This window comes from Kineosporiaceae bacterium SCSIO 59966 (assembly GCA_020881835.1).
Classification (GTDB): domain Bacteria; phylum Actinomycetota; class Actinomycetes; order Actinomycetales; family SCSIO-59966; genus SCSIO-59966.
The window spans coordinates 1,579,041-1,603,832 of record CP052876.1; the positions used below are offsets into that span (position 1 = coordinate 1,579,041).

23 protein-coding genes are annotated in these 24,792 nt (G+C 73.9%); 17 read left to right on the forward strand and 6 right to left on the reverse strand.

Annotated elements, in window-relative coordinates; genetic code table 11:
* The first annotated feature begins 51 nt into the window (after positions 1-51).
* The 6 genes from HJG43_07480 (at position 52) to tatC (ending at position 4,022) form a co-directional block, all read left to right on the forward strand.
* Positions 52-1,056, forward strand: a complete 1,005-nt coding sequence (locus HJG43_07480) for a WYL domain-containing protein (protein ID UER54404.1) — start codon at positions 52-54, stop codon at positions 1,054-1,056.
* Between the two features lie 44 nt (positions 1,057-1,100).
* Complete coding sequence (locus tag HJG43_07485) at positions 1,101-2,015, forward strand: WYL domain-containing protein (GenBank protein ID UER55805.1); 915 nt, start codon at positions 1,101-1,103, stop codon at positions 2,013-2,015.
* Positions 2,016-2,120: 105 nt separating this feature from the next.
* The gene (locus HJG43_07490; protein ID UER54405.1) at positions 2,121-2,480 is read left to right on the forward strand and encodes a hypothetical protein; all 360 of its coding nucleotides are present in this window, start codon (positions 2,121-2,123) and stop codon (positions 2,478-2,480) included.
* 35 nt (positions 2,481-2,515) lie between these two features.
* Positions 2,516-2,812 carry a hypothetical protein gene (locus HJG43_07495; GenBank protein UER54406.1) on the forward strand — a complete coding sequence of 99 codons (297 nt, stop codon included), beginning with the start codon at positions 2,516-2,518 and terminating at the stop codon, positions 2,810-2,812.
* Positions 2,813-2,875: 63 nt separating this feature from the next.
* Positions 2,876-3,178, forward strand: coding sequence for a Sec-independent protein translocase subunit TatA (gene tatA, locus HJG43_07500; GenBank protein ID UER54407.1), 303 nt, complete (start codon positions 2,876-2,878; stop codon positions 3,176-3,178).
* A 76-nt stretch (positions 3,179-3,254) separates the two neighbouring features.
* A complete protein-coding gene (gene tatC / locus HJG43_07505; GenBank protein ID UER55806.1) occupies positions 3,255-4,022 on the forward strand; it encodes a twin-arginine translocase subunit TatC in 768 nt (255 codons plus the stop codon).
* A gap of 21 nt (positions 4,023-4,043) precedes the next feature.
* Here the strand turns inward: tatC and HJG43_07510 are convergent, their stop codons facing one another.
* The 4 genes from HJG43_07510 to HJG43_07525 all read right to left on the reverse strand — a co-directional run bounded on the left by HJG43_07510 (position 4,044) and on the right by HJG43_07525 (position 7,639).
* Positions 4,044-5,192 carry a hypothetical protein gene (locus HJG43_07510; GenBank protein ID UER54408.1) on the reverse strand — a complete coding sequence of 383 codons (1,149 nt, stop codon included), beginning with the start codon at positions 5,190-5,192 and terminating at the stop codon, positions 4,044-4,046.
* Positions 5,170-5,805 carry an ABC transporter ATP-binding protein gene (locus tag HJG43_07515; protein UER54409.1) on the reverse strand — a complete coding sequence of 212 codons (636 nt, stop codon included), beginning with the start codon at positions 5,803-5,805 and terminating at the stop codon, positions 5,170-5,172. The genes HJG43_07510 and HJG43_07515 overlap by 23 nt, the downstream gene beginning before the upstream one ends.
* Positions 5,802-6,821 (reverse strand): peptidoglycan-binding protein, encoded by a 1,020-nt coding sequence (locus HJG43_07520; GenBank protein UER54410.1) that lies wholly within the window; start codon positions 6,819-6,821, stop codon positions 5,802-5,804. The genes HJG43_07515 and HJG43_07520 overlap by 4 nt, the downstream gene beginning before the upstream one ends.
* Before the next feature lie 140 nt (positions 6,822-6,961).
* Positions 6,962-7,639 carry a hypothetical protein gene (locus HJG43_07525; GenBank protein ID UER54411.1) on the reverse strand — a complete coding sequence of 226 codons (678 nt, stop codon included), beginning with the start codon at positions 7,637-7,639 and terminating at the stop codon, positions 6,962-6,964.
* Between the two features lie 726 nt (positions 7,640-8,365).
* Between HJG43_07525 and HJG43_07530 the strand changes: the two genes are divergently transcribed.
* Positions 8,366-11,296 (forward strand): DEAD/DEAH box helicase, encoded by a 2,931-nt coding sequence (locus tag HJG43_07530; protein UER54412.1) that lies wholly within the window; start codon positions 8,366-8,368, stop codon positions 11,294-11,296.
* The gene (locus tag HJG43_07535; protein ID UER54413.1) at positions 11,293-12,261 is read left to right on the forward strand and encodes a quinone oxidoreductase; all 969 of its coding nucleotides are present in this window, start codon (positions 11,293-11,295) and stop codon (positions 12,259-12,261) included. Before HJG43_07530 ends, HJG43_07535 begins: the two co-directional genes overlap by 4 nt.
* A 4-nt stretch (positions 12,262-12,265) precedes the next feature.
* Here HJG43_07535 and HJG43_07540 read toward each other — a convergent pair whose 3' ends face one another.
* Positions 12,266-13,174: a 5'-3' exonuclease gene (locus HJG43_07540; GenBank protein ID UER55807.1), complete on the reverse strand. Its 909-nt coding sequence runs from the start codon at positions 13,172-13,174 to the stop codon at positions 12,266-12,268.
* A gap of 252 nt (positions 13,175-13,426) precedes the next feature.
* Between HJG43_07540 and HJG43_07545 the strand changes: the two genes are divergently transcribed.
* Entirely contained in the window at positions 13,427-13,651 is a 225-nt protein-coding gene (locus HJG43_07545; GenBank protein ID UER54414.1) for a hypothetical protein, read from the forward strand.
* A gap of 68 nt (positions 13,652-13,719) precedes the next feature.
* On the forward strand, positions 13,720-14,160 hold the full coding sequence (locus HJG43_07550; GenBank protein ID UER54415.1) for an Lrp/AsnC family transcriptional regulator: 441 nt from the start codon (positions 13,720-13,722) through the stop codon (positions 14,158-14,160).
* A gap of 24 nt (positions 14,161-14,184) precedes the next feature.
* On the opposite strand, the gene HJG43_07555 is transcribed toward HJG43_07550, so the two are convergent.
* Entirely contained in the window at positions 14,185-15,678 is a 1,494-nt protein-coding gene (locus HJG43_07555; GenBank protein UER54416.1) for a lysine 2,3-aminomutase, read from the reverse strand.
* Between the two features lie 109 nt (positions 15,679-15,787).
* Between HJG43_07555 and HJG43_07560 the strand changes: the two genes are divergently transcribed.
* The 7 genes from HJG43_07560 to HJG43_07590 all read left to right on the forward strand — a co-directional run bounded on the left by HJG43_07560 (position 15,788) and on the right by HJG43_07590 (position 24,778).
* Positions 15,788-16,873 (forward strand): L-erythro-3,5-diaminohexanoate dehydrogenase, encoded by a 1,086-nt coding sequence (locus HJG43_07560; GenBank protein ID UER54417.1) that lies wholly within the window; start codon positions 15,788-15,790, stop codon positions 16,871-16,873.
* Positions 16,874-16,931: 58 nt separating this feature from the next.
* Positions 16,932-18,566: an amidohydrolase family protein gene (locus HJG43_07565; GenBank protein UER54418.1), complete on the forward strand. Its 1,635-nt coding sequence runs from the start codon at positions 16,932-16,934 to the stop codon at positions 18,564-18,566.
* 459 nt (positions 18,567-19,025) lie between these two features.
* Positions 19,026-20,633: a lysine 2,3-aminomutase gene (locus HJG43_07570; protein ID UER54419.1), complete on the forward strand. Its 1,608-nt coding sequence runs from the start codon at positions 19,026-19,028 to the stop codon at positions 20,631-20,633.
* A complete protein-coding gene (locus HJG43_07575; GenBank protein ID UER54420.1) occupies positions 20,630-21,448 on the forward strand; it encodes a lysine 2,3-aminomutase in 819 nt (272 codons plus the stop codon). The genes HJG43_07570 and HJG43_07575 overlap by 4 nt, the downstream gene beginning before the upstream one ends.
* A complete protein-coding gene (locus tag HJG43_07580; protein ID UER54421.1) occupies positions 21,445-21,852 on the forward strand; it encodes a 3-aminobutyryl-CoA ammonia-lyase in 408 nt (135 codons plus the stop codon). The genes HJG43_07575 and HJG43_07580 overlap by 4 nt, the downstream gene beginning before the upstream one ends.
* A 482-nt stretch (positions 21,853-22,334) precedes the next feature.
* Positions 22,335-24,011, forward strand: a complete 1,677-nt coding sequence (lnt, locus tag HJG43_07585) for an apolipoprotein N-acyltransferase (GenBank protein ID UER55808.1) — start codon at positions 22,335-22,337, stop codon at positions 24,009-24,011.
* Positions 24,008-24,778 (forward strand): polyprenol monophosphomannose synthase, encoded by a 771-nt coding sequence (locus tag HJG43_07590; GenBank protein ID UER54422.1) that lies wholly within the window; start codon positions 24,008-24,010, stop codon positions 24,776-24,778. Before lnt ends, HJG43_07590 begins: the two co-directional genes overlap by 4 nt.
* The last annotated feature ends 14 nt before the right edge of the window (positions 24,779-24,792 follow it).

Consider the following 24,792-nt stretch of genomic DNA (forward strand, 5'->3'; position numbering starts at 1 on the left):
CCGGTGCACTGTCCACGGCCGGGCACGCTACCTCCGGTACCGTGCCCCACGATGACCGCACAGCGCACCGAGCGCCTGCTCAACCTGGTGATCGCCCTGCTGGCGACGCGACGCTGGCTGACCAAGGACCAGATCCGGGCCGCCGTCCCGCAGTACGCCGACTGCGCGAGTGACGAGGCGTTCGAGCGGATGTTCGAGCGCGACAAGGAGGACCTGCGCGAGCTCGGCGTCCCGCTCGTCACCGGCTCGGACGACGCCTGGTTCGACGACGAGCAGGGGTACCGGATCGACCGGGAGGCGTACGCACTGCCGGAGATCCGGGTGACCCCGCAGGAGCTGGCCGTGCTCGGCCTGGCCTCACGGGTGTGGCAGCAGGCCAGTCTGGCGGGGCCCGCGGCCCGCGCGCTGACGAAGCTGCGCGCGCTGGGCGTCGAGGCGGACGAGTCCTCCATCGTCGGGCTGGAACCGCGGGTGCGCACCAACGAGCCCGCGTTCGCCCCGTTGTACGCCGCCACCCGCGACCGGGTGCCGGTCCGGTTCACCTACCGCACCGGCCGGACCGGAGAGGTCGCCACCCGGACCGTCGAGCCGTGGCAGATCACCTCCTGGCAGGGGCACTGGTACCTCGTCGGTCACGACCGGGACCGGGACGACGTCCGGGTGTTCCGGCTGTCCCGGGTCGAGGGACCGGTCGCCCGGGTCGGGACGCCGGGCAGCGTCCAGGTTCCCGAGGACGTCGACACCCGGGCCCTGGTGTCCGGTGCCGTGGCCGAGCAGCCCGTCCGCACGGCGCGGATCGCCCTCGCCGCCGGCGCCGGGCAGTCGCTGCGGCTGCGGGCCGGCCGGCGCGACGACGACGCCGCCCAGATCGAGGTGGAGTTCACCGACGCCGACGAGCTCGTCGAGGAGGTGCTGTGGGCCGGCGCCGGGGCGGTCGTGCTCGCCCCGGACGACGTCCGCGAGGCGGTGGTCTCCCGGCTGCGGGGCGCCGCCGCCGCGCACGGCAGCACGCAGCCGGCCGCCCACGGCGGCGACCTGCCGGGTGGGTCCCGGTGACCGGCTCGAGCGGCGCGACCGATCGGCTGTCCCGGCTGCTGGCGATGGTGCCCTACCTGCTGCAGCGTCAGGGGGTGCCGTTGGCGGACGCCGCCCGGCACTTCGGCATCAGCGAGGATGATCTCGTCGAGGACCTCGAGCTGCTGTTCGTCTGCGGGACCCCGGGGCACCTGCCCGACGACCTCATCGAGGCCGAGTGGGACTCCGGGCGGGTCTACCTCGGCAACGCCGACGCGATCAGCCGGCCGCTGCGTCTCGGGATCGACGAGGCCGTCGCCCTCCTCGTCGGACTGCGCACGCTGGCGGACGTCCCGGGGGCCGGTGACCGGGAGGCGCTCGAGGGGGCTCTGGCCAAGCTGTCGGCCGCCGCCGGCGAGGTGGTCCCGGTGGCCGGGGCGGTGCGGGTACGCCTGGACGCCGGGGCGGCCGAGGAGGTCCTGGCGACGGTGCGCGCCGCCGTGCGCGAGCGGCGCCGGCTGCACCTGCGGTACCTCGTGCCGGCTCGCGACGAGGCCACCGAACGGGACGTCGACCCGATGCGCGTGGTCTCCCTGGACGGGCACTGGTACCTGGAGGGCTGGTGCCACCGCGCCGAGGGCGTCCGGCTGTTCCGGCTCGACCGGGTCCAGCAGGCCCGGCTCCTCGACGCCGACGGGACCCCGCCACCGCAGGCCCGGGCCCGCGACCTGTCCGAGGCGATCTTCGTCCCCGCACCGGACGACCTGCTCGTCACCGTGGAGCTGGAGCCCGCGGCGCGCTGGGTCGCCGACCAGCACCCGGTCGAGGACGTCGAGGAGCTCGCCGGGGGGCGGCTTCGGGTCCGGCTGCGCACCGCGGACCCGGCCTGGCTGCGCCGGCTCGTCCTGCGGCTCGGTGGCAACGCCCGGGTGGTGTCGCCCCCGGAGCTGGTGGACGCCGTCCGGCAGGCGGCCGAGCGGGCGCTGGCCGCCTACGGGTGAACCGCCTCACCGGGTGACGCGGGCCCGGTGGCTCAAGCGGCAGCGCGGGATGCCGATGCAGGACGGTGACCGTCGCTGCGGCGGTCCCGGACCGGGAGGTGCCCCGTGACGACGATCAAGGCGTCGTGCCCGACCTGCGGTGACGTCGACCTGCGCCCCCGGCAGGTGCGGCTCGTGGTGTGCAGCGTGCCGGAGCGGTCCAGCTACGCGTTCTCCTGCCCCCGGTGCTCGGCCGAGGTCCGGCGTCCGGCGGACGGCGAGGTCGTGCGGCTGCTGCGCGCCAGCGGGGTCGTCGCCGAGCGCTGGGACATCCCCGCAGAGGCGCTGGAGGAGCGCACCGGCCCGGCCCTGGGCTACGACGACCTGCTCGACTTCGTGCTGTGGCTGGAGCGCGCGGACCTGCCTGCCGCCGCCGCCCAGTTCGCCTCCCGGCCCGCCTCGCGGCCCACCGACCGGCAGCGCTGAGGCGCCGCCGAGCGCCGCCCGGTAGGGTCGTGGCCGTGCCGTGGTTCCTCCTGTGGACGCTCCTCGTCGTCGCCGGCCTGGCGCTGATCGGCTGGCTCGTCTGGCGAGTCGTGCGCTCCGGGGTCGCGCTGGCGCGCGAGCTCGCGGAGGCCTCCGAGCGGGTCGCCGCGCTGTCCGCTCAGGTCGAGCGGCTCCAGGAGGCCACCCGGCGGGAGCCTGAGCTCGCGGTCTTCGACGACCCCGCCCGCCTGCGCCGCGAACGGGACAGGCGCGACCGGGAGCGTCGCCGGGCCCGGGCCCGCGCCGCCCGCCGGCGCGCCCTGTCGGGCTGACCGGCCGCCCCCCGGCGCCTCGGGCCTACACTGGCCGCAACCGCGCCTGGAGGGTCGCCCATCATGTTGCGAAACTTTGCTGACAACCCCCTGCTGCTGCTCGTCCTCATCCTGATCATCATCCTGGTGTTCGGGGCGAAGCGGCTGCCGGACGCCGCCCGCAGCCTCGGCCGCTCGATGCGCATCTTCAAGAGCGAGGTCAAGGAGATGCGCGAGGACGACGACGACGACACCAGACGTCGGGCACCGCTCGAGGGCCGTGTCGTCGACGACCCCGCACGGCGCTCCACCGTCGACCCGACCGGTGAGCGGACCGGCAGCGTGCACCGCCCAGGAGCCGGCCCGGACGAGCCGCACCGCGGCTGACGCAGCGCCGGCGCCCCCGCACTCTGTCCGCACCGTGGCCGTCACCGCCTCCCGCCGCCGCAACCCCGAGGGGCGCATGCCGCTGCGGGACCACCTCGTCGAGCTGCGCCAGCGCGTCGTCCGTGCCGGGATCGCGGTCGTCCTCGCCACGGCGGTGGGATGGTTCCTCTACGACCCGCTCGTCAGCGAGCTCACCGAGCCGATCCAGCGGATCTCCGCCGCCGAGGGCCGGCTCGCACAGATCAACTTCTCCCAGGTCGCGTCGTCCTTCGACCTCAAGGTCAAGGTGTCGATCTGGCTCGCCGTGATCATCGCCAGCCCGGTGTGGATCTACCAGCTGTGGGCGTTCATCACCCCGGCGCTGACCCGTTCGGAACGCCGCTACGCCCTCGGGTTCATCGCCGCCGCGGTCCCGCTGTTCCTCACCGGGATCTGGCTGGCCTGGCAGTTCGTGCCGAACGCGGTGCGCTTCCTCACCAGCTTCACCCCCGAGGGCGGGTCGAACATCGTGGACGCCCAGTACTACCTGGGGTTCGTCATGCGGCTCCTGCTGGCGTTCGGGATCGCCTTTCTGCTGCCGGTGGTGCTCGTCGGCCTGAACTTCGCCGGGCTGCTGCGCGGCCGGAGCATCCTGCGGGCGTGGCGGTGGGTCGTCGTCGTCGCGATGACGTTCGCCGCGATGGCGACCCCCACCCCCGAAGTGACGACGATGTTCATGCTGGCGCTGCCGATGCTCCTGCTGTTCGCCGTGGCCATCGGCATCGCCATGGTCAACGACCGCCGCCGGGACCGCCGTGCAGGTGGCGACGGCGACCTGCCGGACGACGTCCCGAGCCCGCCGTGAGCCGGGCGAGCGAAGCCCGACTCACGGCACACGCAGCACGGCCACGGGGTCCCGGAACGCGGCCACGCATGCCGGGACGATCGCAGCCAGGACAGCCGCACCGACCGTCAGTACCGCGATGGCGAGAGGAAACTGCCAGCCTGGCCAGCCGCCGGTCTGCCACCTGACAACGGCAGCCCCGGCCAGAGAGCCGAGCGAGGCGCCGATCGCGGCTGGAATGGTGATCTGGACTAGGACGAGGGCGACGAGCTGCGGCCTGGTGGCACCGAGCGCACGACGCCGGCCGAAGTCACGTCGTCGGGCCGTGACGCCGGCGTAGACGGTGGCGGAACTGAGGAGCAGCCCTACGGCGAGCGCTTGGACAACCACGACGCGACCGAACGATCCCACTTCTCCTTGTACCGCCGCACGCGCACGAGCGAGGTGCTCCGAGACCTCTACGGCGATCGCGGAGGCGTCGTCTGGTGCGGTCAACGACCTGGCGGCATCGGCGACGTTGCTCACGTCCGCCGGGTCCCCAGCTTCGATCACGATGCTGGACAGCGGCCCCACGTAGTCGGGGTCAACGAGCACAACCCCGTCCCCGAGGTCACCGACGACGCCGGAGGCCTCAAAGATGCCGACCACAGGGTAGGTCTGACCGTCGGACGTTCGCAGCGCTCCGGTCGCCGCGTCGAGACCTAGCGACTGCTGGCTGACAGGACTGACAAGGGCCCCCCGGGGTTGAGCGTCCTGGGGTGACCGTAGCGCCGGCGAGGACCCGTACACGGGACGGGCAGGCACCGGTGGACCGTTCGGGACGGTAACGGTGTGCGCATCGATGGTGCGCCCGATTCCGAGCGCCCAGCGCACGCCACTCAGCGCAGCGATGCGGTCGACCGCTGCCGTGGAGATGTTCGCCGATCCCGTGCGGTCGACGACCGTGATGGTCCGGGTCCCGCCTTCATCGATCCGAGCCAGCACCGCCCGCTCGGCACTGATCGACTGACCTGTGGTCCCGAGGGTCAGCAGACACACCGCTAGGGAGATCACCGCTAGCAACACGCTGAGACCAGGTTGACTGCGGGCAACCCGGACGCCCTCGATCAGCACCGCGGCCCGATGCCGCAGGGACGAGGCGCCTGCGAGCTCCTCGTCGGTGGCCCGGCTAACCGAGGTGGAGGCGGCCATCGCTGCGGTCGAGCACTCGTGGGTCGTGGGTTGCGATCACCACTGCGGCACCTCGGTCAGCCGCATGTCGCAGGCTGCCCAGCACCGCGTTGCTAGATGTCTCGTCAAGGTTGCCGGTGGGTTCATCGGCCAGAACGACGCGCGGCTCGTGGATGAGGGCCCGGCACAGGGCGACGCGTTGGGCCTGCCCACCGCTGAGCTGTCCCGGTCGCCGACTGGGGTCGACGTCGACGCCCAGGTCGATGAGCATCTGCCGGGCTCGCACCAGTGAGGGCTTGCGAGACAGACCGTTGTAGACGGTGGACTCCACGACGTTGTCCTGGACTGAGCGGGTGCTGTCCAGGGCTGCATCCTGGAAGACGAAGCCGAACTTCCGGCCGCGCAGCCGGGAGCGGGCCGTGTCGCTGAGCTCGTCGATTCGACGGCCGCCCAGCAGGATCTGGCCTCGCTGAGGTCTCAGCATCAGACCGATCACGTAGAGGAGGGTGGACTTTCCGCGGCCCGAAGGACCTGTCACCGCGGTGATCGCACCAGCCGGTGCCGTGAAATCCAGGTCTTCGAACACTGATGGACTGCTCGCATAGGCGAATGTGCAGGACCGAACCTCGATCACGACTGAGCCTGAGGAACCTGGATCCGGTCGCCGGCGTCGATGCCGCTCACCACCGCCAACCCCTGCGCAGCCGCTCGTACGGTCACATCCCTCTCGACGCCGTCAGACATGATCACATATGTCGTCCCATCGGCTCGGGTCCTGATCGCGCCGACCGGCACCTGCGGCCCTTCCACCCGAGGCACGGTGATCGCCTCGGCCGGCCACCGGCTCTCTCCCGCTACGGGCACCAACGAGCACGTCTGGGCGCAGACCGGGCCGCCGTCCGAGCCCGCCAGCTCAACGGCGCGAATGTTGGGGTCGCTGTCATCGGTCGCTCCAGCGGTTGCGGTCCACCTCTGTCCTGGCCCATCGACGGCGATGGTCACGGAGGGAGTCAGCGTCAGCAGCTGATCCTCGGTGACCTCGGCCCGGAAGACCGGGGCCGCCGCCAGCACCTCGTACAGCGGGTCACCGGGCGCAACCCGATCGCCTACGTCGACTGTGGGGCGGACCCTTACCGGAAGCTCAGGGACAAACACGAGCTCTGTCGCCAGGACGCTACCGCTCGGCCGTGGGTTGCCGTTGTCGCGCTGCCAGGCTTGGACTGCCGACTGGGTGGTAGCGCCAAAGGTCCCTGTCGCTTCGTCGGGGAAGTGCCCTTGCCGCTTGAGAAACAGCTGGAGCTGTTCGACGTCCGGTCCGCGCGTTCCAGGAACGAGGTCCCGGAACATCGGGACCTCGCCTTGAGCAAGCCGAACAGCCGCGAGGTCGACAGTCAAGGGTGCTTCACCTTCGCCTACGCTGTCGCCGGCGCCAGCGCTCACGGTGGTGACGACCCCACCTGCCGGTGACGTCACCGAGAACCTCGTCGGCCACGACGCGACCGCGGTGACCGGGAAGGACTCCTCAACGGCTCCGGTCGCGACCGTGTACTCCAAGGCGGCCGGGGGACGAAGAGGGTCCCGGGGAGGGTCGAGCGCGGTCCGCGCGGACCACCACCCCGCGGCAAACACCGTTGTCGCCACGACGAGCACCAGGAGCGTCCGTGCCGCTGTACGAACGGCCGGTCCCCATCCTGGCCGCCGGCGTCGAGCGTCTGGTGCGGACGTAGCCGTCGGCGGCCTTGACTGCTCAGCCGCCTCTGCGCCGACGTCTGCTCGGGCGTCCAGCGTCATCAGCTGCCCGACTCGGCGAGGACCTCGAGGACGTCCTTGGCCGGACACTGCTGCTGCGCCTCGGTCAGCTCGGGCCCGGACACCTTGTCGTACGGAGTCCATGGTCGAACTCCTGCCGGAGGTGCCACCTGCTGCTGGACCCACGCGTCGGACGTCGGTACCTCAGGGACCGGGTAGCCGTTCTGCTTCAGGCAGTCCACAACAGCTACCTGCGCCGGATACGCCGCGGCCCACTCCTGTGCCGTGAAGGGGGCGGGAGCCGGTGGCGGCCCGTACGTCTTGTCGCAGGCGGCCTGCGCAGCGATGAAGGCCTCCTGGCTGCCGGAGCTCGGCGCAGCCGGATCTGCCTCGTAGCCGAGCTGCCCCGGGGTCAGTCGCATCCGGTACCCGGCTTCGTTCAGGCAGTCCACCATGTTGGCGAAGTAGGCGGTGATTCCCTGTAACTCCTGTGCCCGGCTCGACTCACCCTGCGCCGCTGCGGACGTGCTCTCCTGCGTTGATGTGGCCGAGCCGGGGTCTCCAGGGGCTCCCGAGACGCTTGGCGAGGGGCCGCGACCCGAGCCGGTGGCGCCATCATCCGCCGTGCATCCGGTCACCAGCAGCGTCACCGACAGGGAGAGCGCGAGAGTGCGCGCCATGACATTGCGCCTGCTCCCGCTGCGTTTCATCGCGAACATCGAGGAACAGTACCTGCCTCAGCTGCCGCTGGTGCAGTAGGACGTTGCTGAGTAGGCCACACCTGTGATGATGACGCGCCAAGCACCCCCTCCACTGACGCCCTTCTCAGTCACGGTGTGGGACGCGCTGCTGTAGACCGTACGACCCGTCGCCTTGCCGGGCCCGAACGTCGTCACGTACTGCGTCCCGGTCCCGCTGGCCCACGGGGTTTGGCTAATCGAGCAGTAACGCGTGCCACCGGTCTCCCATGCCGCCGCGGGTAGTGCGGCAGAAGCAACGAAACCACCGGCAAGTACCACAGCCCCAATCGCTCGTACGAGTCGACTCTTCATCCGGCCCACCCCTCCACACTGAATGCAGGTGCATCCCAGTGACGCCCCACGTCTCAAGAAGCCTAGGCTCGTGCCGGCTCAGGTGGCAACGTGTAGCGCATTGACGGTCGGTCGCGCCGGGAGGCGGAGACGTCCTCGTCACATGTGACATCGCAGTGCGTCCAACGTTGCGTCCTAGATCGCGGGCGGCGAACAACAGTAGTGCCGCGCACGCCTCACACACGCCGTTTCCCCTGGTGTGAACATGGGTCCATGGGGCTCACCGCTCTGGGCAGTTGGAGGTCGATGGGACCGCAGGAGAGCATGACCAGACGAGGGCCGCGCGTACAGAGTGGAAACCGTAGGCGCGGCGCCGGGTGCTGGCCCCCGCGGCGGTGCCTTAGCCTGGCGGGCATGGCCTCACCCGCTGAGCGCTACGCAGCGGCCCGGCGGCGGCAGGCGCAGCAGCGCACCGAGCTGGCCGCCTTCCGTCGCAGTCTGGGCTTCGAGCTCGACGACTTCCAGGTCGAGGCCTGCGAGGCGCTCGAGGCCGGTCACGGCGTCCTCGTCGCCGCACCGACCGGCGCCGGCAAGACCGTCGTCGGGGAGTTCGCCGTCCACCTCGCGCTGACCGGCGGCCGCAAGGCCTTCTACACCACGCCGATCAAGGCGCTGAGCAACCAGAAGTACCACGACCTGGTGGCCCGGTACGGCGCCGACCGGGTCGGGCTGCTCACCGGCGACACCACCGTCAACGGGGAGGCGCCAGTCGTCGTCATGACGACCGAGGTGCTGCGCAACATGCTGTACTCCGGCTCACCGACCCTGGCCGGGCTCGGCTACGTCGTCATGGACGAGGTGCACTACCTGGCCGACCGGTTCCGCGGACCGGTGTGGGAGGAGGTCATCCTGCACCTGCCGGACGACGTCCTGCTGGTCTCGCTGTCGGCGACCGTGAGCAACGCCGAGGAGCTCGGCGACTGGCTGGACACCGTCCGCGGGGACACCCGGGTGGTCGTCACCGAGCACCGGCCGGTGCCGCTGTGGCAGCACGTCATGGTCGGCACCCGGCTGCTCGACCTGTTCGTCGACGCCACCGGCTCGGCGGTCGAGGGCACCGTGGGCTCCGAGCCCGCCCGCACCTCCGGGCTCACGGTCAACCCCGAGCTGGTCCGGCTGGCCCGCGAGGAGTCCCGCCGCGAGCGGGGCCCGGCCCGCGGCGGACGCCGGGGGCGCGGCTACCGGCCCCACCCCCGAGCCGGCCGCCCGGGCACCCCGTCCCGGGCCCAGGTCGTCGAGCAGCTCGACGCCGCGGGCCTGCTGCCGGCGATCACCTTCATCTTCAGCCGCGCCGGCTGCGACGCCGCCGTCCGCCAGTGCCTGGCCTGGAGGGTGCGGCTCACGAGTCCCGCCGAGCGCGAGGAGATCCGCCGCACCGTCGAGCAGCGCACCGCCGAGCTGCCGGACAGCGACCTCGCCGTGCTCGGCTACTGGGACTGGCTGGACGGCCTGCAACGGGGACTGGCCGCCCACCACGCCGGGATGCTGCCGGCCTTCAAGGAGATCGTCGAGGAGCTGTTCTCCCGCGGCCTGGTCAAGGCCGTGTTCGCCACCGAGACCCTCGCCCTGGGCATCAACATGCCGGCCCGCTCCGTGGTGCTGGAGAAGCTGGTGAAGTTCAACGGGGAGCAGGTCGTCGACATCACCCCGGGGGAGTACACCCAGCTCACCGGCCGCGCCGGCCGCCGGGGCATCGACGTCGAGGGGCACGCGGTCGTCCTGTGGCAGCCGGGCCTGGACCCGGAGGCCGTCGCCGGGCTGGCGTCGACCCGCACCTACCCGCTGCGCTCGAGCTTTCGGCCCACGTACAACATGGCCGTCAACCTGGTCGCCCAGGTCGGCCGGCAGCGGGCCCGGGAGATCCTCGAGACCTCCTTCGCGCAGTTCCAGGCCGACCGGGCCGTCGTGGGCCTGGCCCGTCAGGCGCGGCGCCAGGAGGAGGCCCTGGCCGGCTACGCCGAGGCGATGACGTGCCACCTGGGGGACTTTCGCGAGTACGCCGGGCTGCGGCGGCGGCTCGCCGAGCTGGAGAAGCGGGAGTCCCGGGAGGCGTCCCGCCGGCAGCGCTCGGACGCGCTCGCCTCGCTGACCGCGCTCAGCGCCGGGGACGTCATCCGGGTGCCGGCCGGTCGACGCGCCGGGTTCGCCGTCGTCCTGGACCCCGGCACCGACGGGGACCTGGACGGGCCGCGGCCGACGGTGCTGACCGCCGAGCGGCAGGTGCGCCGGCTGTCAGCGGGCGACGTCCAGGCCCCGGTGCAGAAGATCGCCCGCGTCCGGGTGCCGCGCGGGTTCAACCCGCGGGACGCCGCAGCGCGCCGGGACCTGGCCTCCTCGCTGCGCAACGCCCTCGCCGAGGGCCGCCGGGACGACGAGCCGGCGGGCGGCCCGGCCGCCCGCCCCCGCGACGGCGTCCGGGGCGGCGTCCGGGACGGGGTCCGGGACGAGATCGACGACCTGCGCCGGCAGCTGCGCCGCCACCCCTGCCACGGTTGCGCCGAGCGCGAGGACCACGCCCGGTGGGCCGAGCGCCACCACCGCCTGGAGCGGGAGACCGCTGACCTGCTGCGCCGCATCGACAACCGGACGAACACGATCGCGCGGGTCTTCGACCGGGTCTGCGACCTGCTCGTCGAGCTCGGCTACCTCGCCCCCGCCACCTCCCCGGCCGGCAGCGGCCGGGCCTCGGCGGACGACGACCTCGTCGTCACCGAGGCGGGGGAGCGGCTGCGCCGGGTGTACTCGGAGAAGGACCTGCTCGTCGCCGAGTGCCTGCGCCACGGGGCCTGGGACGACCTGGACCCGGCCGGTCTGGCCGCCGTCGTGTCCGCGGTCGTCTACGAGTCCCGCCGGGAGACCGAGGGCATGTCCCCACCCGTGCCGGGCGGGGCGGTGCGGGCCGCGCTGACCGAGACCGTCCGGATCTGGTCCGACCTCACCGACCGCGAGGAGCGCCGCGGCCTGCAGCCCACCGGCGAGCCCGACGCGGCCCTCGCTCTCGCCGTGCACCGGTGGGCCCGCGGCGCCCGCCTCGACGACGTGCTGACCGAGGCCGACGTCGCCGCCGGCGACTTCGTCCGCTGGACCCGGCAGGTGCTGGACCTGCTCGACCAGGTGGCCAAGGTGGCCGACGCCCTCGGCGACACCCGGCTGCGGCGCACCGCCCGCCAGGCGGCCGCCGCCGTCGACCGCGGAGTGGTCGCCTACGCGGCCGGGTCGCTGTCCGCGGTCCCCGGCCCCACCAGCAGCCGACCGGAACCCCACGACCCCGAGGAGGACCGATGAGAGCCGTCGTCGTCACCACCCCCGGCGGCCCCGACGTGATGGAGGTCGTCGACCGGCCCACCCCCGAGCCGGGCCCGGGCGAGGTGCTCGTCGACGTCGCCGCCGGGGGCGTCAACTTCATCGACACCTACCACCGCTCCGGCGCCTACCCGCTGCCCGCCCCGTTCGTGGTCGGCTCGGAGGGCGCGGGCCGGGTGGTGGCCACCGGTACCGGCGTCCGCGACGTCCGGGTCGGCGACCGGGTGGCCTGGGCGATGGTGCCCGGCACCGGGTACGCCGAGCAGGCGGTCGTGCCCGCCGACCGGCTGGTGCCGGTGCCGGACGACGTCGACGACGAGACCGCGGCCGCCGTCCTGCTCCAGGGGATGACCGCGCAGTTCCTCACCCGGTCCACGTTCCCGGTGTCGGCCGGGGACGACGTGCTCGTGCACGCCGCCGCCGGCGGGGTGGGGCTGCTGCTGACCCAGATGGCCAGCGCCGCCGGGGCCCGGGTGATCGGGACGACGTCCACCCAGGACAAGGCGGCCCTGGCCCGGGAGGCGGGCGCGGCGGAGATCGTGCCCGCGGACGCCGACCTCGCCGCCGAGGTGCGGCGGATCACCGGCGGCCGCGGGGTCGACGTCGTCTACGACGGCGTCGGCCGGGCCACCTTCGACGCCGGCCTGGACTGCCTGCGCCCCCGCGGGATGATGGTGCTGTTCGGCGCGGCCAGCGGGCCGGTGCCGCCGCTGGACCCGCAGGTCCTCAACGCGAAGGGCTCCCTGTTCCTCACCCGGCCGTCGCTGGTCCACTACACCGCCGAGCGGGCCGAGCTGCTCGAGCGGGCCGGGGACGTGCTGGAGCTCGTGCGGACGGGGCGGCTCGCCGTCCGGATCGGTGGCCGCTACCGGCTGACGGAGGCGCGCCGGGCGCACGAGGACCTCGAGGGACGCCGCACGACCGGCAAGCTGCTCGTCCTGCCCTGACCGGTCAGCCGAGCGCGTCGACGACCCGGGCCAGGCTGGAGCCGACACCCCACCGCTGGGCGAGCCGGACGAGGGCGTCGGGGTCCGCCGGACGCTGCGGCAGCCGGTCGTCGTGGTCGGGCAGGTCGGCGTCGCGGAGCACCCGGACGACGGCCGGAGCCGCCGCCAGGTAGTCCCGGGCCGCGGCCAGGCGGGTGCGCTGGGCCCGGGTGAGCGCCGGGTCGCCCGTCTCGACCGCCCGCAGGACGCCGGCGAGGTCGCCGAACCGGTTGAGCAGCGCCGCAGCGGTCTTCTCGCCGATACCCGCGACGCCCGGCAGCCCGTCGCTGGGGTCGCCGCGCAGCACCGCGAGGTCGGCGTAGCGGTCGCCGTCCGGCACGCCGTACCGCTCGCGCAGCCGAGCCTGGTCGACCACCTCGAGGTTGCGCACCCCGCGGCCGGTGTAGAGGACCCGCACCCCGGCTGCGTCGTCGACGAGCTGGAACAGGTCCCGGTCGCCGGTGACGACGTCGACCCGGCGGCCGGCGGCCACCGCCCGGGTGACGAGCGTGCCGATGACGTCGTCCGCCTCGCAGCCCGGCGCCCCGACCCGGGCGATGCCCAGCGCGGCCAGCGCCTCGGCGATGACCGGCACCTGAGCGGCCAGCGCGGGCGGGACCTCCTCGGCGCCGGCGGCCCCGTCGCCGGCCACCCGGTGGGCCTTGTACGAGGGGAGCGCGTCGACCCGCCACTGCGGCCGCCAGTCGTCGTCCCAGCAGGCGACGACGCCCGCGGGCCGGCCCCGCTGGAGCAGCGTCGCCACCATGTCGAGGAAGCCGCGGACGGCGTTCACCGGCGTCCCGTCCGGCGCGGTCAGCGACTGTGGGACGCCGAAGAACGCGCGGAAGTACAGCGACGCGGAGTCGAGCAGCAGCAGCCGGCCGGGCCGATCGGGGGTCGACACGCGCGCATCCTGTCACCGCGGCGGGCTCAAGGTGGACCGCGGACCTGCCGATGCCGGTGCTGCGGGGCTCCCGGTGGGCCCCGTGGGTACGGGACACGGTGATCCCAACGGTCCTCACCGACCCGCCGGCCGGCGGGCACGGAGACGAACGGTCGCCCAGACCGCTGGGGGAGTGAGTGGCGAGACCGGCCCGGCCGTCAGTCGACGGGCGGGAGCACTCTGATGCACCAGTTCCTGAGGGCCGGGGCACGCCGCGCGGCGGCCCCGGTACTGACGGCGGCCCTGGTGGCCGCCGGCGTGACGGGCCTGGCGCTCGGCCCGCGGGCGGTACCGCCCGTGGAGCCGGGCACCGTGCCCGTGGCGGTCACGGACGACGGCGGGGTGCGGCTCGGGCCGGCCACGAAGTACGTCCGGGGAGACGACGGCGAGGTCCGTCGGATCCGGTGACCGCGGGCCCGGGCCCGGGCGGTGCGCCGTCCGGGCCCGGATCCGCCCGCAGCGTTAGCCTGACCGTCGTGGAGGACACCGACCGGGCGATCGTCCGGCTGCTCGTCCGTGACGGCCGGATGAGCTACACCGACCTGGCCCGGGCCACCGGCCTGTCGACGTCCGCGGTGCACCAGCGGGTCCGCCGGCTGGAGGAACGCGGTGTCATCACCGGGTACGCGGCCGTCGTCGACGCCGAGGCCGTGGGCCTGCCGATCACCGCCTTCATCTCGGTGGCGCCGTTCGACCCGTCCGCCCCGGACGACGTCCCGGACCGGTTGGCGCACCTGGCCGAGATCGAGGCCTGCCACTCGGTGGCGGGGGAGGAGTCCTACATCCTCAAGGTGCGGGTGGCGGCGCCGCGCGACCTGGAGGACCTGCTCGCCCGGATCCGGGCGGCCGCGAACGTGTCGACCCGCACGACCGTCGTGCTGTCCACCCCGTACGAGGCGCGGCCCCCGGCCGTCTGACCTCAGGCTCAGGCCTGGTCGGCCTCAGGCCTGCTCGGCGGCGACGTGCTCCTCGTGCTGGGCGGCCGCCGCCGTCCGGGACGCCGCGGCCTGGGCGTAGGCCGCCGCGTGCGCGGCGTCGGTGGCGCCGTGCCGGCGCCACCAGTCCTGGCCGGCCTGCGGCAGCGTGTCGATGGGGTCGTAGTAGACGTACTCGCGCGACAGCGCCTCGTCGTCCGCCGACTCGATCGACGTCCGGTAGTTCTTCGTCCAGTACGAGATGCCCCGCTCGGTGTCGTAGGTGTCGACCTGGTGCACCCACCGCTTGCCGACGAACGGCACGTCGCACACGATGCGCGGCGTCGCGAACCCGGGCAGGTAGCCCATGATCGAGTGCTGCAGCTGCTGGGCCCGGGCCAGCGAGACCCGCCAGTGCTCGCTGAACGGGATCATGTCGCACATGTAGAAGTAGTACGGGGTGATCGACGCCTCGTCCTGGAGGGCGAACGCGAGGTCGAGTAGCGCCTCGGTGCTGTCGTTGACGCCCCGCAGCAGCACCCCCTGGTTGCGGACGTCGCGGACGCCGGCGTCCAGCATCGCCCGGGCCGCGGCGGCCACGGCTGGGGTCAGGGAACGGGCCGTGTTGACGTGGGTGTGCACGGCCAGGTTGACCCCGCGGGCCCGGGCGACCTGGGCCACCCGGGCGACGCCCTCGACGACGTCGCCGGCGAGCCAGTGCTGCGGCAGGCCCATCAGCGCCTTCGTCGCGAGCCGGATGTCCCGGACGTTGTCCACCTCGAGCAGGCGCAGCAGGAACGACTCGAGGTTCTTCCACGGGAGGTTCGCGACGTCCCCGCCGGACACCACGACGTCGCGCACCTCCGGGTGGCCGCGCAGGTACTCCAGCATCGCCTCGTACCGGTCGACCGGTTTGAGACCGAACTTCAGCTTGGGCACCTGGGGGGTGGAGTTGCCGACCAGGTCCATCCGGGTGCAGTGCCCGCAGTACTGCGGGCAGGTCGGCAGGAGCTCGGCGAGCACCTTCGTCGGGTAGCGGTGGGTGAGCCCCTCGGCGACCCACATGTCCTGCTCGTGCAGGGAGTCCCGGGTGGCGAAGGGGTGGCTCGGCCAGTCGGTGCGACGGTCGGAGAACACCGGGAGCATGTACCGGCGCACCGGGTCCGCGTAGAAGGCCTCGGTGAACGCGGCCCCCGCCGCCGGCATCACCCCGTCGTCGAAGACCCCGGTCGCCGGGACCATGGTGTTCATCATCTGCGGGGTGACGAGCATCGACATCGTCGCCCGCTCGGCCTGGTCGCGCTCCAGGTCGGCGTAGAAGCGGTCCTCGAGCAGGTCGCCCATGAGGGCCCGGAGCTGCTTGACGTTCTTCACGCAGTTGGCCCGCTGCCACTGCACACTGGCCCACTGCTCGGCGGTGACGTCGCGCCAGCCCGGCAGCCGGGTCCAGTCCGGCTCGACGAGCTCACGACGACGGTAGACGTACGGCTGCGGCGGTGTCGTGCCCGGGAAAGCGCTCACACCTGGCAGGATAGCCGCAAGAAGTACTGCGGTACGAGAGCCGTGCCGTAAATCTTCCCGCATGTCGTCGTCTGGGCGAACAACATGCGGCGGACCAGGAGGAGGCACCGTGCCCGAGACGTCCAGCCCGGCAGGGCGCCCGGGGTCCCCGGTCGGCCTGCACCGGGTGCTCGAGCCGGCCGGCGTCCTGCCGCAGGCGGCGACCCGCCTCGACGACCGGCCCGAGCTGTGGCCCGACGAGGTGCGGATCGACGTCGAGACGCTGAACCTGGACGCCGCCAGCTTCCGCCAGCTGTCCACGGCGGCCGGGGGCGACGGGGACGCCGTCCGCCGCGCCGTCCTCGACATCGTCGCCGCGCGCGGCAAGATGCAGAACCCGGTCACCGGCTCCGGCGGCATGCTCATCGGCACGGTCGCAGAGGTGGGGCCGCGCTCACCGCTCGGCCTGCACGTCGGGGACCGGGTGGCCACCCTGGTCTCCCTGTCGCTGACGCCGCTGCGGATCACCGACGGGCTGGCCCGGTGGGACGGGCGGACCGAGCAGGTGCCCGCGGCCGGCCACGCCGTCCTGTTCGGCCGCTCCATCGCCGCCGTCCTGCCCGACGACCTCGACCCGGCGCTCGCGCTCATGGTGCTGGACGTGTGCGGGGCGCCGGCCCTCGTGCGGCGGGTCGTGCAGCAGCACCGCACCTTGCGCGGCGCCGACCCCACCGTCGCGGTGGTGGGCGGGGCGGGCAAGTCCGGGTCGCTGTCCCTGGCGGCGGCCCGTGACGCCGGCGCGGCCGCCACCGTGGGCGTCGTCCCGGTCGAGCGTGAGGCCGAGGCGCTGCGCGCGGCCGGGATCGCCGGGTCCGTCGTCCGCGCCGACGCCCGGGAGCCCCTCGCCCTGGCCGGTGCCGTCACCGGCGCCCTCGGCGGCCCGGCGGACGTCACCGTGGTCTGCGTCGACGTCCCGGGCTGCGAGCACGGCGCGGTGCTGTCGACGGCGGACGGCGGGACGGTGGTCTTCTTCTCCATGGCGACGTCGTTCAGCGCCGCGGCCCTGGGCGCCGAGGGGCTGGCCGCCGACGTCACGATGCTCGTCGGCAACGGCTACGTGCCCGGGCACGCCGACTACGCCCTCGACCTCGTCCGCCGGGACGCCGGCGTCCGGGGGCTGTTCACCGCCCGGCTGGCCGACGGCGCCCGCGACTGAGAACCCGCCGGGCGTGCCCGTGCGTCGCGGCCGGGCGGGGGCCCGGCACACTGACGGCGTGCCCGTCACCCTCTACCGCAACGGCGCGGTGTACACCCCGGCCGACCCGTTCGCCACCGCCCTCGTCGTCGACGGCGAGACCGTCGCCTGGGTCGGCTCGGACGACACCGCAGGGACCTTCTCCGACGGCGTGGACGAGGTCGTGGACCTGCAGGGCGGCCTGGTCGCGCCCGCCTTCGTCGACGCCCACGTACACGTCACCGAGACCGGCCTGGCCCTCGGCGGCGTCGACCTGTCGGCGACCCGCACCCTGACCGAGGCGCTCGACCTCGTGGCGGCCGCGGCGCGCCGCGCCCCGGGAGAGCGGGTCCTCGGCCACGGCTGGGACGAGCGGCTGTGGCCCGAGCAGCGGCCGCCGTCGCGCGCCGAGCTCGACCGGGCGGCGTCCGGGGCCGAGGTCTACCTGTCCCGCGTCGACGTCCACTCCGCGGTGGTCTCCTCGGCGCTGGCGCAGCGCGGGGGGCTCGCGGACCTGCCCGGCTGGGACGACGGGCGGGTGGAGCGGGACGCCCACCACCGCGCCCGGGACCTCACCCGGGACCTGTCCGCCGCCGAGCGGCGTGCTGCTCAGGAGCGGGCGCTGCGCGCCGCCGCGGCCGCGGGGGTGGGCGCCGTGCACGAGTGCGCCGCCCCGCACATCGGCTCGCCCGAGGACCTGCAGGTCCTCCTGGCGCTCACCGACGGCGGCGGGTACCCGGTCGTCGTCCCCTACTGGGGGCAGGCGGTCGCCGACGACGAGAGCCTGCGCGCGGTGCTCGACGCCCTGGGCGCCGAGGTCGGCCCGCGGGTCGCCGGGCTGGCCGGGGACCTGTGCGTGGACGGGTCCGTCGGGTCGCGCACCTCGGCGTTCCGGGAGCCCTACGCCGACGCCGTCGCCGCCGGCCTGCCGGCGGACCACCGGGGCCACCTGTACCTCACCGCCGAGGAGGTGGCGGCGCACCTCGTCGCCACGACCCGCGCCGGGCTGCAGGGCGGCTTCCACGTCATCGGCGACGCCGCCGTCGACGCCGTTCTGGAGGGGGCCGCTCGAGCGGCCGAGCAGGTCGGTCTCGAGGCGCTGCGGGGCGCCCGACACCGCCTCGAGCACATCGAGGCGGTCGACGACGCGGCCGTCGCGGCGCTCGCCCGGCTCGGCCTGACCGCCAGCGTGCAGCCGGCGTTCGAGGCGTTCTGGGGCGGCCCGCACGGGATGTACGCCGAGCGGCTCGGCGCCGAGCGCGGCACCCGGCTCAACCGGTTCGGCTCACTGGCCGCGGCCGGCGTCCCGCTGGCCCTGGGCTCCGACTCACCGGTCACCCCGTTCGACCCGTGGTCGTCGATCCGTGCCTGCGCCTTCCACTCCGACCCCGAGGAGCGGATCTCCGCGCGGGCCGCCTTCCTCGCCGCGACGCGCGGCGGGTGGCGGGCCGCCCGGCGTGACGGCGAGGGGGTGCTCGTGCCCGGCGGCCCGGCGACCCTCGCGGTCTGGGAGCCGGCGGAGCTCGTCGTCCAGGCACCGGACGAACGGGTCCAGGCCTGGAGCACCGACCCGCGCTCGGGGACGCAGGGGCTGCCCGACCTCACCCCCGGCGTCACCCTGCCCCGGTGCCGGCGGACCGTCGTGGCCGGTGCCGTCGTCCACGACGCCCTCTGACGCCCCCCTCCAACCCCCCACCCTCCCGTGATCATGCAATCCCGCCACCCTCCCTCCCTCTTTCGTGATCATGCAATCCCGCCACCCCAGGGGCCTCCCTTCTGCTGCGCAGAATGCTGGGTTGTCGGCGCGACACGCCGCGAGACCAGTGGCGAGTCCAGCATTCTGTGGACGGACGCCTGGCGCTCCGAAGCCAGCAGACCCCGTTCCCGGGTGGCGGGATTGCATGATCACGAACGGGGTGTTGGGCCCCACGGGGGTGGCGGGACTGCATGATCACCAAGGGGTTGGGGCCGCCACGGGGGTGGCGGGATTGCATGATCACGAACGGGGTGTTGGGCCGTCACGAGGGTGGCGGGATTGCATGATCACCGAGGGGTGGGGGAGGTGGGGGAAGATTTGCGGCGGGAGAGGCTCATCGCGGGAAGTTCGCCGCCAGGTATGGCGTAGGCTCCGAACATGTCGTCCCGTCCTCTGACTGCACGGACGCGTGCCGCCCGGCCACGACAGCTGCTGGACCTGGACCCCGTCACCGTCCGCAAGGCCCGGTCGCTGGCCCGGCGCGCCACCCGACCGGTCGTCCGTCTGGCCCGGACGCACACGACCGTCTCGGTCGAGCGCGCGACGCTGCGGATGGCCGGCCTGGCCGGTGCGGACGCCGAGCGGGTGCCCTGGGTGAACCACCTCGTGGACGCCGTCCGCGAGCAGGTGGGGATCGAGCACGGCGTCGCGCTCCCGGTCTGGGACGCCCTCGCCCGCGGGCAGGCGCCTGACCTGCTGACGCTGGCGCAGAAGGCGAGCTCGGGCGCGGTGTCGTTCCGGCTGCCGCAGGGCCGGGACGCCGACCGGGTCGCGCGCGCCGCCCGCCGGGACGTCGCCGCCGGGGTCCGGCGGATCGACCGGGCCCGCACGGACCGGGAGCGCCTGGTCCGCCGCCTCGGCGACCCCCCGCAGCGTCCCTGGATCTACCTCATCGTCGCGACCGGGGACATCTACGAGGACATCCCCCAGGCCCAGGCGGCCGCCCGGGAGGGCGCCGACGTCATCGCCGTGATCCGCTCGACCGGCCAGTCCCTGCTCGACTACGTCCCCGAGGGTGCCACCCGGGAGGGGTACGCCGGCACCTACGCCACCCAGGAGAACTTCCGGCTCATGCGGGTCGCGCTCGACGAGGTCAGTGCCGAGCTGGGCCGCTACGTCCGCCTGACGAACTACGCCTCGGGGCTGTGCATGCCCGAGATCGCGACGCTGGCCGGGCTCGAGCGGCTCGACATGATGCTCAACGACTCGATGTACGGGATCCTCTTCCGCGACATCAACCCGGTCCGCACCTTCGTCGACCAGCGCTTCAGCCGGCAGGTGCACGCCCGCGCCGGCATCATCATCAACACCGGTGAGGACAACTACCTCACCACCGCCGACGCCGTCGAGGCCGCGCACACGGTCACCGTCAGCCAGCTCGTCAACGAGGCCCTGGCCAAGGAGGCGGGGCTGGCGGACTGGCAGCTCGGCCTCGGTCACGCCTTCGAGATCAACCCTGACCTGCCGGACTCCTTCCGGCTGGAGCTGGCCCACGCGCTGCTGGCGCGCCAGCTGTTCCCCCACGCCCCGCTGAAGTGGATGCCGCCGACGAAGCACATGACCGGCGACGTGTTCCGCGGCTACCTGCTCGACGGCTTCTTCAACCTCGCCGGGGCGATGACGGGGCAGGGGATCCTGCTCGTCGGGATGATGACCGAGGCGGTCGTCACACCGTGGCTCAGCGACCGGGACCTGGCGCTGCAGAACGTCCGTTACGTGCTCAACGCGGCCGGCGGGCTGACCGAGGACTTCGCCCCACCCAGCGACGGCTTCATCGCCACCCGGGCCCGGCAGGTCCTCGCCGAGTCGGTGGACCTGCTGGAGCGGATCGTCGACCAGGGCATGCTCGACGCCATCGCCGAGGGCACGTTCGGGCTGATGCGCCGGCCCGCCGACGGCGGCAAGGGCCTGGACGGCGTCGCCCGGCGCGCGGACGGCTACGTCAACCCGGCCGTCGACCTGCTGGAGGAGGGCGCCACCCGATGACGAGCACCGAGGAGCGCAGCGCCGTCCGGGGGCACGCCGAGGACCCGGGGGAGACGCGGGTGGTCCGGCCCTACGGCGACACCACCGGCGACGGGATGGTGCAGCTGTCCTTCACCCTCCCCGTGGCCCACGACAAGCGGGCCGAGGGCGCGGCCCTGCAGCTGGCGGCGAAGATGGGCGTCGAGCCGGCGATGGTCGTGCACGCCAAGGCCATGGGACCGCACTTCACGTTCTTCATCGTCTACGGCTCGGTGCACCACCTCGTCGACCTCGCCCAGGTGCAGGTGGTCGAGCGGGAGTACCCGTTGCTGTCCGCCAAGGAGGTGGACGCCGCGATCAAGGCGGGCCTGGGTCGCCCGCTCGTCGTCGTCGGGGCGTGCATCGGCACCGACGCGCACACGGTCGGCATCGACGCGATCCTCAACATCAAGGGCTTCGCCGGCGAGAAGGGGCTGGAGTACTACGGCCAGATCGAGGTGGTCAACCTCGGCGCCCAGGTGCTCGTCCCGGACCTCGTCGAGCGGGCCCAGCAGGCCGGTGCGGACGCCGTACTCGTCTCCCAGGTCGTCACCCAGCGCGACGCCCACCTGCACAACACCCGGGAGATGGCCGCGGCGTTCCGCGAGGCGTACCCGGCGGACCGTCGTCCGCTGCTCGTCGTCGGCGGTCCGCGGTTCGACGAGACCGCTGCGGCAGCGCTCGGCGTCGACCGGGTGTTCGGCAGGGGCACGACCCCCGGGGAGGTGGCGTCGTACCTCGTGCACGCCCTGGTCCCAGGCGGCGCACGCAGCGAGCGACAGGAGGATCACGGATGAGCCAGGAGCAGGAGCAGGACCCCCGGACCGGGCTGACCGTCGTGCACCGCCGGTACGTCCCGTACGCCCACGCCCACTACGCCGGTGACCTCGTCGACGGGGCGTACTGCCTGGGCCTGTTCGGGGACGTGGCGACGGAGATCTGCATCCGCACGGACGGCGACGAGGGCCTGTTCGCCTCGTACTCCGACGTGCAGTTCCTCGGGCCGGTGCGCGCCGGCGACGTCCTGGAGGTCACCGGGACCGTGGTCCGGGTGGGACGGCGCAGCCGGGAGATCGACTTCGCCGTCCGGGTGGTCTGCCGGGGACGTCCGGACGTGCGGGAGTCGGCCGCCGAGGTGCTCCCCGACCCGCTGGTGGTCACCACCGCCCGCGGAACCGTCGTCGTCCCGGGCCCGGCCTGAGGCCAGTCCCACAGCGGGGCGGTCAACGGGCAAGCACGACGGACACGCCGACGAAGGCTCCGACACGCAGGACCTTGGTCACGTCTTCGTCAAGAAGCCGGGGCCGCTGACCTGCGCGAACGCACAAAACCGCAGGTCAGGCGGCAGTTGACAGGTCGGGGCGGCGGAGTACCTTCGCCCCTGCGGTCGTCGCTGTACGGCGGGGGCCACAGGACGTTCCCGGGGAGCTGCGGGGCACGGGCCAGCACGGCAGGCGGACCTGCTCGTCGAGCCAGACCCGAGGCGCACGCAGCCCCTCCGGGGCACCGACGTCCTGCCACCTGGCGGTGGGCCCACGGTCAGGCCCGCGTGCTCAGTAGACAACGGACCGTCCCGGGCAGCCAGTCCCGGTCCGGCCCGGTCCGAAGGGCACGCGGGCCGACCGCGTCTCCAGGTGCTGGTCCCACGGCGACTATCGTGACGTGGTGCGCGCACCCACCCCCGTGGTCCCCGTGCTGCCGACCACGGCAGCGGTGGTCGGCGCCGTGGCTGCCGGGCTCGCCCTGGACCTGTCGTTCCCCGACCCGGGCGTCTGGCCACTGGCGCCGGTCGGTGTCGCGCTGCTCGTGCTCTCGGTTGCCGGACGCCGCACCCTGCCCGCAGCCGGGCTCGGACTGCTCGCCGGGTTGGCCTTCTTCGGCCCGCTGCTGCACTGGGCCGGCATCTACGTCGGCTGGATCGCGTGGGTGCCGCTCGCCGTCCTGCAGGCCCTGTACGTGGCGTTGTTCGCCGCAGGGGCGACCTGGGCCCTCCGGTCGCCCGGCGGTCCGTTCGTGCGCGCGGTGGCGGTGGCCGCGTGGTGGGTCGCGGTGGAGGCACTGCGGGCCCGGACGCCGTTCGGCGGGTTCGGCTGGGGCCGGCTCGCCTTCTCCCAGGCCGACGCCCCCACCCTCGGGCTGGCAGCCCTGGGAGGTGCGCCGCTCGTGTCGTTCGCCGTCGCCCTGGCCGGTGGGCTGCTCGCCGCCGGAGCCGCCGCGGCGCTGCGCCGCCGCCGCGACTCTCCGCGCACCGGTGCGGCACGGCCGCGATCCCGGGCCGCCGCCCTGGCCGTCGTCCTCGCAACCGCCGCGACCGTCGTCCTGGCGGCGGGTGCGCTCGTCCCGCGGCCCACGGCCGCACAGGCGGGCGAGCTGCGGGTCGCCGCGGTCCAGGGCAACGTGCCGCGGGCCGGCCTGGACTTCAACGCCGAGCGCCGCGCCGTCCTGGACAACCACGCCCGGGCCACCACCGAGCTGGCCGAGCGGGTGGACGCCGGCGCCACCGAGCGTCCCGACGTCGTGCTGTGGCCGGAGAACTCCAGCGACATCGACCCGCTGCTCAACGCCGACGCCGCGGCCGTGATCGACGCCGCGGCGCAGGCGGTGGGCGCGCCGGTCCTCGTCGGCGCCGTCCTGCGCGTGGGGGAGGAGAACCTCGCCAACACCACCCTGGTCTGGGAGCCGGGGACCGGCCCCGTCGACGAGTACGTCAAGCAGCGTCCGGTGCCGTTCGCCGAGTACGTGCCGTACCGGGAGGTGTTCCGGCGCCTGACCAGCGCGGTCGACCTGGTCGCCAAGGACTTCGTCGCCGGCGACGAGGTCGGCCTCCTGGAGGCGGCCGGGACGCCGCTGGGCAACCTGATCTGCTTCGAGGTCGTCGAGGACGACCTGGTCCGCGACGCCGTGCGCGCCGGCGGGGAGCTGCTCGTCGTCCCGACCAACAACGCCACCTTCGGGTACACCGACGAGAGCGTCCAGCAGCTGGCGATGAGCCGCCTGCGCGCCGTCGAGCACGGCCGAGCGGTCGCGCACGTGTCCACCGTGGGTGTCAGCGCGCTCATCGCCCCGGACGGCGCGGTGCTCGCCGACACCGGTCTGTTCACCACCGCGGTGCTGGAGGGCGACCTGCCGCTACGGACCGCGACGACCCCTGCCACCCGGCTGGGGGAGGCACCCGAGCTGGCGCTGACGGCGCTCGGCGTCCTGGCCGTCCTGGTCGGCGCCGCTCGGGGACGTCGCCGTGGCCCGGCCCGCCCCGCCGGCCGTGCAGGTGCCCGGCGGCCCGGCCCGGACGGCGACCCGGACCCCGTCGGCCCGGCCGGCCGCCGTCGAGCAGTCACCGAGGAGGTGGGCGCGTCGTGAGGGTGCTCGTCGTCGTCCCCACCTACAACGAGCGGGAGAGCCTGCCGGGGACGATTCGCCGGCTGCGCACCGCCGTGCCCGAGGCTGACGCGCTCGTCGTCGACGACGCCAGCCCGGACGGCACCGGCGACCTCGCCGACGCGCTCGCCGCGGACGACGAGCAGGTCCACGTCCTGCACCGGGCGGCCAAGGAGGGGCTCGGGGCCGCGTACGTCGCCGGGTTCGGCTGGGGCCTGGGCCGCGGGTACGACGTCCTGGTCGAGATGGACGCCGACGGCTCCCACCAGCCCGAGCAGCTGCCCCGGATGCTCGCCGCGCTCGCCGACGGCGCCGACCTCGTCCTGGGGTCCCGGTGGGTGCCGGGGGGCGCGGTGCACAACTGGCCCCGCCACCGGCTGCTGCTGAGCCGGGGGGGCAACGTCTACACCCGGGTGGTCACCGGGATCGGGCTGCAGGACGCCACCGGCGGGTTCCGGGTGTTCCGGCGCGAGGTGCTCGAGGGCCTGGACCTGGCGGACGTCGCCTCCCAGGGCTACTGCTTCCAGGTGGACCTGGCGTGGCGCGCCGTGCGGGCCGGGTACGACGTCCGCGAGGTGCCGATCGACTTCGTCGAGCGCGCCGTGGGCACGAGCAAGATGAGCCGTGACATCGTCCTGGAGGCGCTGTGGCGGGTGACGCTCTGGGGGGTGACCCACCGGGTGTCACAGGTCACCGGGGCCCTGCGTCGCAGGCGAAGCCGGCGTGAGGAGGCGGCGTGGCGGGCGTGAGCCGGCGCGGGGGC

Bases quoted from the DNA above. Each gene is read 5' to 3' on its own strand.
- HJG43_07485 (UER55805.1), top strand. From the start codon at position 1,101: ATGGTGCCCTACCTGCTGCAGCGTCAGGGGGTGCCGTTGGCGGACGCC.
- tatA (UER54407.1), top strand. From the start codon at position 2,876: ATGTTGCGAAACTTTGCTGACAACCCCCTGCTGCTGCTCGTCCTCATC.
- HJG43_07525 (UER54411.1), bottom strand. From the start codon at position 7,639: ATGTTCGCGATGAAACGCAGCGGGAGCAGGCGCAATGTCATGGCGCGC.
- HJG43_07535 (UER54413.1), top strand. From the start codon at position 11,293: ATGAGAGCCGTCGTCGTCACCACCCCCGGCGGCCCCGACGTGATGGAG.
- HJG43_07570 (UER54419.1), top strand. From the start codon at position 19,026: ATGTCGTCCCGTCCTCTGACTGCACGGACGCGTGCCGCCCGGCCACGA.
- HJG43_07545 (UER54414.1), top strand. From the start codon at position 13,427: ATGCACCAGTTCCTGAGGGCCGGGGCACGCCGCGCGGCGGCCCCGGTA.
- HJG43_07575 (UER54420.1), top strand. From the start codon at position 20,630: ATGACGAGCACCGAGGAGCGCAGCGCCGTCCGGGGGCACGCCGAGGAC.
- HJG43_07510 (UER54408.1), bottom strand. From the start codon at position 5,192: ATGGCCGCCTCCACCTCGGTTAGCCGGGCCACCGACGAGGAGCTCGCA.
- HJG43_07480 (UER54404.1), top strand. From the start codon at position 52: ATGACCGCACAGCGCACCGAGCGCCTGCTCAACCTGGTGATCGCCCTG.
- tatC (UER55806.1), top strand. From the start codon at position 3,255: ATGCCGCTGCGGGACCACCTCGTCGAGCTGCGCCAGCGCGTCGTCCGT.
- HJG43_07580 (UER54421.1), top strand. From the start codon at position 21,445: ATGAGCCAGGAGCAGGAGCAGGACCCCCGGACCGGGCTGACCGTCGTG.
- HJG43_07530 (UER54412.1), top strand. From the start codon at position 8,366: ATGGCCTCACCCGCTGAGCGCTACGCAGCGGCCCGGCGGCGGCAGGCG.